At 66.5% G+C, this 8,793-nt stretch carries 8 protein-coding genes; all 8 read right to left on the bottom strand.

The window, feature by feature from the left end:
- Positions 1-22: 22 nt before the first annotated feature.
- Positions 23-673, bottom strand: coding sequence for a hypothetical protein (locus Q0367_RS00125; protein ID WP_297640003.1), 651 nt, complete (start codon positions 671-673; stop codon positions 23-25).
- An 18-nt stretch (positions 674-691) separates the two neighbouring features.
- On the bottom strand, positions 692-2,740 hold the full coding sequence (locus Q0367_RS00120) for a DUF4157 domain-containing protein (RefSeq protein WP_298980525.1): 2,049 nt from the start codon (positions 2,738-2,740) through the stop codon (positions 692-694).
- A complete protein-coding gene (locus Q0367_RS00115) occupies positions 2,737-3,021 on the bottom strand; it encodes a hypothetical protein (RefSeq protein ID WP_298980524.1) in 285 nt (94 codons plus the stop codon). The genes Q0367_RS00120 and Q0367_RS00115 overlap by 4 nt, the downstream gene beginning before the upstream one ends.
- A complete protein-coding gene (locus Q0367_RS00110) occupies positions 3,012-4,997 on the bottom strand; it encodes an ATP-binding protein (protein ID WP_298980523.1) in 1,986 nt (661 codons plus the stop codon). Before Q0367_RS00110 ends, Q0367_RS00115 begins: the two co-directional genes overlap by 10 nt.
- A gap of 201 nt (positions 4,998-5,198) precedes the next feature.
- Positions 5,199-6,560 carry a Pvc16 family protein gene (locus tag Q0367_RS00105; RefSeq protein ID WP_298980522.1) on the bottom strand — a complete coding sequence of 454 codons (1,362 nt, stop codon included), beginning with the start codon at positions 6,558-6,560 and terminating at the stop codon, positions 5,199-5,201.
- A complete protein-coding gene (locus Q0367_RS00100) occupies positions 6,557-7,480 on the bottom strand; it encodes a hypothetical protein (protein ID WP_298980521.1) in 924 nt (307 codons plus the stop codon). The genes Q0367_RS00105 and Q0367_RS00100 overlap by 4 nt, the downstream gene beginning before the upstream one ends.
- A gap of 4 nt (positions 7,481-7,484) precedes the next feature.
- Entirely contained in the window at positions 7,485-8,195 is a 711-nt protein-coding gene (locus Q0367_RS00095) for a hypothetical protein (protein WP_298980519.1), read from the bottom strand.
- Between the two features lie 67 nt (positions 8,196-8,262).
- Positions 8,263-8,787, bottom strand: coding sequence for a phage tail protein (locus tag Q0367_RS00090; protein ID WP_297639988.1), 525 nt, complete (start codon positions 8,785-8,787; stop codon positions 8,263-8,265).
- Positions 8,788-8,793 lie beyond the last annotated feature (6 nt).

The following is an 8,793-nucleotide window of genomic DNA, read 5'->3' as shown; positions in this document are numbered from 1 at the left end:
GTACATTGACTGCGCGCTATCGTTACAATCGCACATCGCCGCCGACCACGCTCGCCACATTGTTGACGCTGCCGATCACCGCCATCGTCTCCTTGACGACCTGATGCGCCAGGAAGAGGTAATAAGCGGGGTGCGTCATGCGCAGGTCGGAATAGCTGAGCACGCGCAGGTTGAGCGTGACCGCAGCGCGGATTGGGTTGAGGTTGACGTCGTAGGCTTCCTCTTCGATGGTGAAGCCGCTGAGCTGCACCGGCAGCACGCGCTTGACGCCCCACACAAAGAGCGTCAGCGGCGCCTGCGGCGCGGCGATCTCCAGCGCGCCGAGCGCCGAGAGCGCCGTCTGCGCGATCACATAGACGCTCTTCGGATAGATCAGCATCTCCAGCGCCGACAGCTGCGGGTAGACGCCCATGCTCGTGGCGACGCCGTCGGCGGCCTCCAGGTCGTCCGTGGCGTCGAACTCCGCCTTCAGCGCGATCGTCTCCTGCGGCGCGCCCTCCAGCCGGGTTATTTCGGCGGCGTCGCCTCCGGCGCGGCCGATGCGCGCCTGCAATTCGCGACGCAGGGAGGCCGGATTGTACTGAAAGACGATCACGCTCGCCAGCGGATTGAGCGGGTCGAGGCCGATCAATGCGCCTTTAGCCTTGCGTGGAGAGTTGGGATAGTCGCTCATGGAGATGAGTTTGCTCCTTTAAGGCGTTTGCGTCTGTGGACGACGCTGGCCGGGTTCGCTGCACTCTCCCTCAAACATCGCAGAGGGAGGTATCGTTGCGCCGGCAAAAAGCCGACGATGTGCGTCCGTGCACTCGATCGGCTCGCCCACGATCTCGCGTAAAATTTGCGGCGACAGCCGAATGTCCGGCGGCGGGGGCGGCGGCGGATCGAGATGAATCAGCGCGCGGCGCAGGGGTTGATAGATGGCCTCCAGCCGTTGCGCCTGCGTGAGCTGCCGCTCTCCGCGCTGGCCGGTGCGGAACTCGGCGACCTGCGCTTCGGTCTCGGCGCGCACGCTTTCCGGAATGCGTTCGCCCGTCACGTGCGCTGCGGCCAGCGGGTCGGGCTGGCCAGGCTGCGGCGCCGCCAGCGTGCTCTGCAGGTGCGAGAAGAGTTGACGATTCGCCACCTCCGCCCCGGAGGCGGTGGCGCCGAACAGCTCCCCGCGCCCCACGACCGGGTAGCTTGCGCTCAAGGCCGCGCGCACATGCTCGCTCCCGCGCATGAGCAGCAGATTGCCCAGATCGGCGCGCAGCGCCTGTTGCAGATCGGCCTGCGCCTGCGCAGCGCGGCGTTCGGCCAAACGAATGTTGCCCTCGAAGCGACCGCCGGGCTGCGGCTGCGTCGGCCCTTCCGGCGACGTGAAGCCTTCGATGCGCGCGATCGTGTAACCGGAGCGGATGCGCGTCACCGCCAGCTGCAGCATCTCCTGATAGCGGCGCTCCCAGCCCGCGCGCGGCGTCACGTCGGCGTACTCGAAGAAGAGCGGCACAATCACCGGCTGGGGTCGCGCCGGCGGCGGGGTGGGCGTGCGCGGGGTGCGTCGCGTGCAGCGAAACTCGATGCGCGGCGCGCTGCACGCACACACAAAACAATCGGACGGCGTCTCTCGACGCCGCGGCTCGATTGTCACAGAAACCGAGCCGCTCGGCTGCTCCTGCGTTCCACCCTGCACTTCCCCCTGCACGCCGATGGTCGCCGGCCCGACGTCGAACTCCAGACGCAGCTGCGCCTGCCCACCGGCGCCGCCGCTGACGCTGGCTGCGCCCGTTCCTGTCAGGTCAAGGCGAAAGCCGGGCGCGCCCAGATTGAAGCGCAGCCGCGCGCTCGGTCGCAGCTGACGCAGGTCACTCTCAAAACTGCGCACCGCCTGCTCTGGACGCTGACCGGAGGCGATGTTGAAGAGCAATCGCGCGGCGGCCGCCGCAGCATCATTGAGCGCGTCGCCGTAGTTGACCTCCCCACGCACGCCGCCGCTCACATTTCCCCGGCAGGCGTTGATTTCAAGAAACGCCTGTTGGAGGCTGACGTCGCCGCGGGTGGAGGAACGCGTCTCAGGAACCCGCCGACAGTGCCCCGGTGTCACCACGCGCTCGACCTGTACTTCGGAGCCATCCGGCTCAGTCGTCGTGCGCGATTCCACGAAGCGGGCGATGAGGGCGCGCTCGCTTTTGTGGTGCACCATCGCCGGTTGGTCGCCGTGAACCACAGCCTGCGCAGCGGCGTCCGCCTCTCGCTCAAAGCGATCGCTTGCATATGCCAGGTCGTCTGGAGAATAGCGTGCGTCGCGCTGCTGCACGACGTGCGCCAGTTCATGCGCCAACAGGCGCCGGCCTTCGATCGTGTGCGGCGCAAAACGCTGCGGAGCAAAGACGATATGACGTCCGACGGTGTAGGCCTGCGCATGCACCTGGCGAGCGGAGGTTGCGGCCAAGGCGTTGTCATGGATGCGCACCTGGCTGAAACTGTGGCGAAAGCGCCCTTCCATTTCACGACGCGTCGCCTGCTCCAGCGGTCGCCCCGGCTGTCGGAGGACGCTTTCCACAGCAGGCGGCAGACCCGTCGCAAAGAAGTTGGCTGCGTCGTTGAATTCCTTGCGCTGAAGCCGCTTGCGCCGACATTCCGCACACTCGCCCGACGGTCCGGCTTCGCGGCCGCACGCGCATTTGCGCTGCAACGCGCGGCCGGCGTCGCCGTTGAGAGAGGGCGTGGGTTTCGGCGTCTGAACATGCATGGCGGCGCTCATCGGCTCAAACTCCTGTAAATCGCCTGCGCGATCGAATTCGCCAGCTTCTCGGCGCCGCCTGCGCGCTCGATGTGCACCGGTCGTTGCAGTTCAATCACGTCCACCGAGCGTCCCTGCTCGAAGTCGGCGGGAAGCCCTTGCGTCTCCAGAAGGAAAGCCAGCGCACGCGCGGCTTCCTCGCGCAGCGCCTGCAGCGCCGAGGGCGTCCACTCGCCTGGCAGCGCAGGGTCGAGCATAAGCTCTTCAATGTTCAGCTCGATGCGGCCTGGCTTCACACCCATCCGCGCACCTCCTCGGCGGTCAGCGTCTTTTCGATCTTGGCGTACTCGCTGCGCGCGGCCTGGAGCAAATGGCGCATCGTCACCGGCGACTCCTCCTCTGCGGCGAGAAAGGCGGCGGCCAGCGCAATGTTGCGGATGGCGCCGCCCGCCACATTGAGCTGCGCCAGCTTCTCCGGCTCCAGCTGCTGCGTCGGCGTCTGCGGCGGAAAGATGCGCCGCCAGATCGCTGTGCGCTGCTCTGCATCGGGGAACGGGAAATGCACCACGAAGCGGATGCGGCGCAGAAAGGCCGGGTCGAGCGCATGCTTCATGTTGGTGGTGAGGATGGCCAGCCCGCGATGCGCCTCCATGCGCTGCAAAAGGTAGCTCACCTCAATGTTGGCGTAGCGATCGTGGCTGTCCTTCACCTCGCTGCGCTTGCCGAAGAGCGCGTCCGCCTCGTCGAAAAGCAGGATGGCGCCGCCCTCCTCCGCAGCATCGAAGACCCGGCGCAGGTTCTTTTCCGTCTCGCCGATGTATTTGCTGACGACCTGGCTGAGGTCGATTTTGTAGAGGTCGAGGTCAAGCGCATTGGCGAGCACCTCCGCCGCCATCGTCTTGCCCACGCCGCTGGCGCCGACGAAAAGGGCGCTCACGCCCAGCCCGCGATTGGAGCGTTCGGCGAAGCCCCAACGACCGTACACGGTGGCGCGCTGTCGCACCTGCAGCGCAATCTCGCGCAGCGCGGCGAGCTGCGCAGGCGGCAGGATGAGATCGTCCCAGTCGGCGAGGACGCGCACGCGCTGCGCCAGGTCGTCCAGCCGCGGCCGCGCCTGCTCTCGGCAACTCTTCCAGAGCGCAACGCCCAACCCGCGCACATCCTGCGGAGTGTGTACATCGGCGAGCGCAGGCGCAATGCGGGCGCAGACGCTGCGGATCGTCGCCGCGTCGAGATTGAATTGCGTTGTGATGCGCTGTAGGTGTCCGTTGAGCAACGGCGCGGCGCGACCTAAGCCCTGCTCCCAAAGCGCCTGCTGCTCCGCTGCGTCGGGTTTCTTGACTTCGTAGCTCACCTGCACGCGTCGCTTGAGGCGTCGGCGCTCTTGGGCGGAGAAGAAGAACAAGCCACCCGCCCGTTCGGCGAAGCGCGCAACGGCGCCCCAGCGCGCAGGGTCCATTCCGTCGAGTTCGTCGCAGTCGAGCAGCAACGCTGCGCCGCTCAGCGCCGCCTCGCGCTGCCACAGGCGCACCAGTGCATCCAGTTCATGGGGAGCCGTCGGCAGCGCCGCAGCCGGCATGACGAACAACGCAAGCCCCAGCCGCTCGCAGACGGCCGCCGCCACGGCGCGGCGGGCGCTTTCATCCTCGCCCCCAAGGTGAACGACCGGCAATTCCGCTCCAGATGCGGCCCATTGCATCAGGCCGCGCACGATGGCGTCCGCCAGCGCCGCCTGAGAAGGGAGCAGCTCATCGGCGCTTCGCTCCGCTGCGACATAGCCGGCCAGATGCTCGTCGAGGTGTTGCACGCCGGCCAGGAAATGTAAGATGCGTTCATCGATGCGCAGCGGGGAGGAGACGAGGGAGGCCCCGCCGCCGACTTCGATCAGGCGCCAGTAGCGCAAGGGCGCGTCAGGCGTGAGCGCGCTCCAGTGGGCGTCGGGCAGGGCGGCCAGCGCCAGGCTGAAGGTTGGATAGGCTCGCGCCGGGTCTTGCTGTGCAAGGGCGCACAGCGCAGGAAATTCGCCGGCCAGCTCCATGCCTGCGCAGAGCAGCAGCACGCTGCGCTCAAACGGCGAAAGCGCAAACAGCTCCGTCATGCGGCCGAGCGCAGAGCCGCCCGGCGACGGCGGGAAAGGCGTGGCGTTCGGCCCTTGCCTCGCCGCGTGCAGCCGCAGACACTCCCCCACCCACGCCACGGCGTCCATCAAATGGCGCTGGTTGGCGTCCTGCGATTCGATATTGGCGATTTGCGACGGAGCAAAGCCGTCGTTGAACATGGGCTCATCCTTTACTTGAGATGCGTTGGTTTGGTGGAGCTGCGGCTCGTAGCTGCGGCTCGCAGCCGCAGCTCCTTCACAAACCATGAGCCGTAGCTGCGGCTCGCAGCCGCAGGTCCCTTGCAAACCGTGAGGCCGCCGGGAAAAACCACCACAGTGCAGCTCCGGGCAGCGCCTACGAATTCCCCACACCCTTCGCCCTCATCCGTACTTCTCCACGAAATATTGCTCCACCCGATCGCGCTCCTCATCGCTCAGCGCCCGGTGATAGAGAACCAGCTCGGCCAGCTCCCCGCGGAAAAAATCGCCGGCGATGGCGCCGTTGAAAGCATTCGCCTGCGACGCAGCGCCGACGAAGCCAAAACGGAGGGCGCCGTTGCCGAGATTTTGGCCCGGGTGGGCGTCCGCTCCAGCGACGAGAACGCCATCGATGAACAGTTGCTTGGTCGCCGTTGCGCCGGCTGCGAAACGCATGCACGTCAGCCGCCAGCGCCCGTCCACAAGCGCGCCGGGGGAATCGAGATGATGGGCGGCGCCGACCTGCGGCTGAGTGCTCCAGCGCGCGCGCCCGGCTCCGACGCCGCCGGTCAATCCCGCCTCCCAGTAGGCGCTGCGGTCGAAGCTGAGCAGCGTCTGCGCCTGCACGGAGGTCGAGCGCCATAGCGCAAAGAGCGTCAGTCCATCGAGGACGCCTGCGGCTGCGTAGTTGAGCTGCTCGACAGCCAGGCAATCGTCTACACCGTCGAAGCGCAGCGCCGGCTTGCCGCCGACGGCTCCTCGCACCAACAGCGGCCGTCGATTCGTCGTCGGCTGCACGGCGTGATGTGCAGCGCCGCTCTGGTCGCGCCATGCGCTGACGGCGCCGGAGGGCGCATACTCCACGTCGGCGTCTCCACGCAGCCAGAGTTGCAGGTCGGGAAGGGCGTCCGGCGCAGCGGGCGACGGCCCGACGACAGAAGGAAAGACCTGGATGGCCGGCCGCCGCACGGGCTGCGCCATCGAAGGTTGGCCGTCGGCTGCGATCAACACCACCGAGGCGTCGTAGGCCATCGACAATACGTAGGGCGTCTGGAAAAGCACCGACCAGAGTTTGGAAAGCTCCTCCAGCGTCAGCGGTTGCGGCGTAAACTTGACCGTCTCGATCTCATCCGCCAGGTCGGAGCCGCTGAGAAAGGGCAGGGCCGCCACCGCACTGCGAATCTCCTCGCGCGTCAGCACGGGACGCGCGTGCAGCGCCGCCACAGTGCTGCCCAGGATGCGCTGCGGCTCCAACAGCGCCTCGTCGCCATAAAAAGTGAGCAGGTAATGCAGGTCCAGTGCGATCTGTGGACGCTGCGCCAGGCTGCCGTCGGGCCGCCGCGTGGGTAGGTCCTGGTTGCGCCAGGCGGCGTTGGGCGTCGCCTGATACAGGAAGATGTTCACCCCCGTTGCGGGTGCACCGCTGTTGGGGCCATCCGGGCGCACGGCGGTGACGACGGCGTTGCCCACAGCCGCGCCGACGACGCTCTGCAAATATCGCATCAACGCAGCGGTGACCGTAGCGATGGCGAGGTGATTGCTCATGCGCCGCCTCCGTTGCGCGCGTTGAGATAGTCCGCGAGCGAAAGCGCGGGTCTGGACGGCTGCGGTCGGGCGCTGCCCGGCGCCGAACGAACTTCGGCTTTCATGACGATGCGACCGATCGTGACGCGAATCACCGGCTGCGCTGCCGGGGCGGCCTCTGGGGAGGCTTGGGCCGGCGCAGATGGCAGGGCCGCCGGGGCGCCGACTCTGCGCTGCGCCTGGGACGAGATCGGCCGACGCAAATCGTCAAAAACATCCGGCGATGCATCGGTTGACCCTGCGAAAGGCTCACGCGCAAACGCAAGCGAGGGCCTTGCAACGGACGGCGCAGAGGCGCGAGCGGCTTTTTCCGCCGGGCCAGGCAGTCCATCGGTGGGGACGGCGGAGTCAGCCGCATCCGATTGGGGATGCAGTCTTCTGACCTGTCGCTGCGCCGATTCGGAGATCGGCGAATCTGGCGGAGGAAGCAGCCTGGAGCGGTGTGCACCCTGGCCGGTGGAGGAAACAGGGGTTGCTTGCAGCGCAGTCGCCGACTCGGCCTTGAGAATTGTCTCTCCGAAGGAAGAGCCCATCCTGGCGCCGCGGCTGCGGCCGGACGCTCCTTGGGCGACCGGCGCATGACGTCCCGCAGGCGAGGCGGCTTCGAATCTTGCCTCTCTCGGCGCCTCCACCGGGCGCAGGGGGAGGGCGTCGGCCTCCAGCGCCGAAGCCGGCTGCGACCCTGCGGGTGGGCGTCCCTTTATTTGCCGAGCCGATGAGGCGTCTATTTCCATGGCGGGCGCAATCGATTCTCCGCCGAACAGCTCCGGCTCGAACGGAGGGTTCGTTGGCGTCTGCTCAAAATGCGCCACCGGACGCGGGCGCATCCCCGCGTCTGGCCGGTAGGCGGCCTGGATCAAACGTGTAAAAAAATCAGACATGACGCTACCCATAGATCATGCGCAAATACGCCTGTCGCCGGGTTGGAGAGAGCGCCAGGATTTCCTGCTCGCGCCAGCCGTATGCGCGGGCGAGCAGGTGCACTTCCTGAAGCGTGCGCTCCGCCCACGTTTGCAGCTCTCGCCAGACGAACGAAGCGGCGTCGAGAAACCCCGCCCACGCCTGCCCGCAGTGTGGACAGTGTCCATGCAGCTCGAGCAGGGCCAGCGGATCGGCTTCTTCAATTTTTGCCGAAAGGATTGCAAGCAGCTCGCCGGAGAGAGCGCCCGACGTCTCCACGCAGCGTTGAATGAGCCTCTGAGTCGCTTCCTCGAAAGAGGTGGCTTCGCCTGCCGCCAACAGGTCGCCTAGCGCAGGCAGCCGAAAACGCACGGCGCCGGCTTCGGTCGCAATTTCTTGCCAATCCTCGCCGGACTGCGCCTCCGCCCCGATGCAGAGCGACGCAACGTCGAGCGTCGCCTCCACCTTCTCGCCGCAGCCAGGGCAATCGGTCACCGCCGTAAGCAGGGAGCCAAAACACCAGAGGCGAAAGGTCCACAATCTGGCGTTGAAACGACCGAGCGGCTCCCGCATCAGCGTCTCGACCGTTTCCTCCGGACAGGCGGCCGCCGCCAGCGCCAGCCCTTGCCAGAGGGGCGGTCGTCGCCAGTTCTCCTCCCACACCGTCAATAGCTCCGCAAAGGACAACGGTTGCATAGGCCCTCGCCTGGTCTCCTTCCGATCGTTCTTTCCATCCTCTGGCTTTCCATCCCCCGATTGCGCGCTACGCCGGTTCTGCAAACGATGGTTCGCTCGGCTCGGTCACGTCGTAGTCGCGCTCCCAGCCCTCATGCTGAAGCACGATCGACTGAATGGCGACGGCATTGGCGCTGGCGTCGAGTTCGGGCAGAGCGGTGAACTCCGAGACCCAACAGCGGTACACCTTGTAGGCGAGGACGAGCTGGCCCGCTTCGTTGTAGACCTCAATGATGATGTCCTTGCGGAAATCCTTGAGCGAGACCTCGGCGCCCAGGCCAGAGCCGAAATTCCACACCTTGTTCGCCCACGCCTCGAATTCGATGTCGTGCGTCACCCCGCGCTCCAGCGTGATGGGATCGAACTTCGTCTGGCCGGGCGACTTGCGCACCGTGCTCGGATCGCCCCCTTCGCGGTGCTCGACCGGGTCGGTGGTGCGTTTGAGCGCGCTCACTTTGCTGACGCCGGCTACATAGCGGCCATCCCACTTAACGCGGAATTTAAAGTTCTTGTACGGGTCAAAGCGATTGGCGTTGACGGAAAATTTGGCCATGATCCT

The organism is uncultured Caldilinea sp., assembly GCF_937128415.1.
Taxonomy (GTDB): Bacteria; Chloroflexota; Anaerolineae; order Caldilineales; family Caldilineaceae; genus Caldilinea.
Note: the sequence above shows the minus strand (reverse complement) of the source record. Positions and strands in the feature narration are given on the sequence as shown.

Bases quoted from the DNA above. Each gene is read 5' to 3' on its own strand.
- Q0367_RS00125 (WP_297640003.1), bottom strand. From the start codon at position 673: ATGAGCGACTATCCCAACTCTCCACGCAAGGCTAAAGGCGCATTGATC.
- Q0367_RS00120 (WP_298980525.1), bottom strand. From the start codon at position 2,740: ATGAGCGCCGCCATGCATGTTCAGACGCCGAAACCCACGCCCTCTCTC.
- Q0367_RS00115 (WP_298980524.1), bottom strand. From the start codon at position 3,021: ATGGGTGTGAAGCCAGGCCGCATCGAGCTGAACATTGAAGAGCTTATG.
- Q0367_RS00110 (WP_298980523.1), bottom strand. From the start codon at position 4,997: ATGTTCAACGACGGCTTTGCTCCGTCGCAAATCGCCAATATCGAATCG.
- Q0367_RS00105 (WP_298980522.1), bottom strand. From the start codon at position 6,560: ATGAGCAATCACCTCGCCATCGCTACGGTCACCGCTGCGTTGATGCGA.
- Q0367_RS00100 (WP_298980521.1), bottom strand. From the start codon at position 7,480: ATGTCTGATTTTTTTACACGTTTGATCCAGGCCGCCTACCGGCCAGAC.
- Q0367_RS00095 (WP_298980519.1), bottom strand. From the start codon at position 8,195: ATGCAACCGTTGTCCTTTGCGGAGCTATTGACGGTGTGGGAGGAGAAC.
- Q0367_RS00090 (WP_297639988.1), bottom strand. From the start codon at position 8,787: ATGGCCAAATTTTCCGTCAACGCCAATCGCTTTGACCCGTACAAGAAC.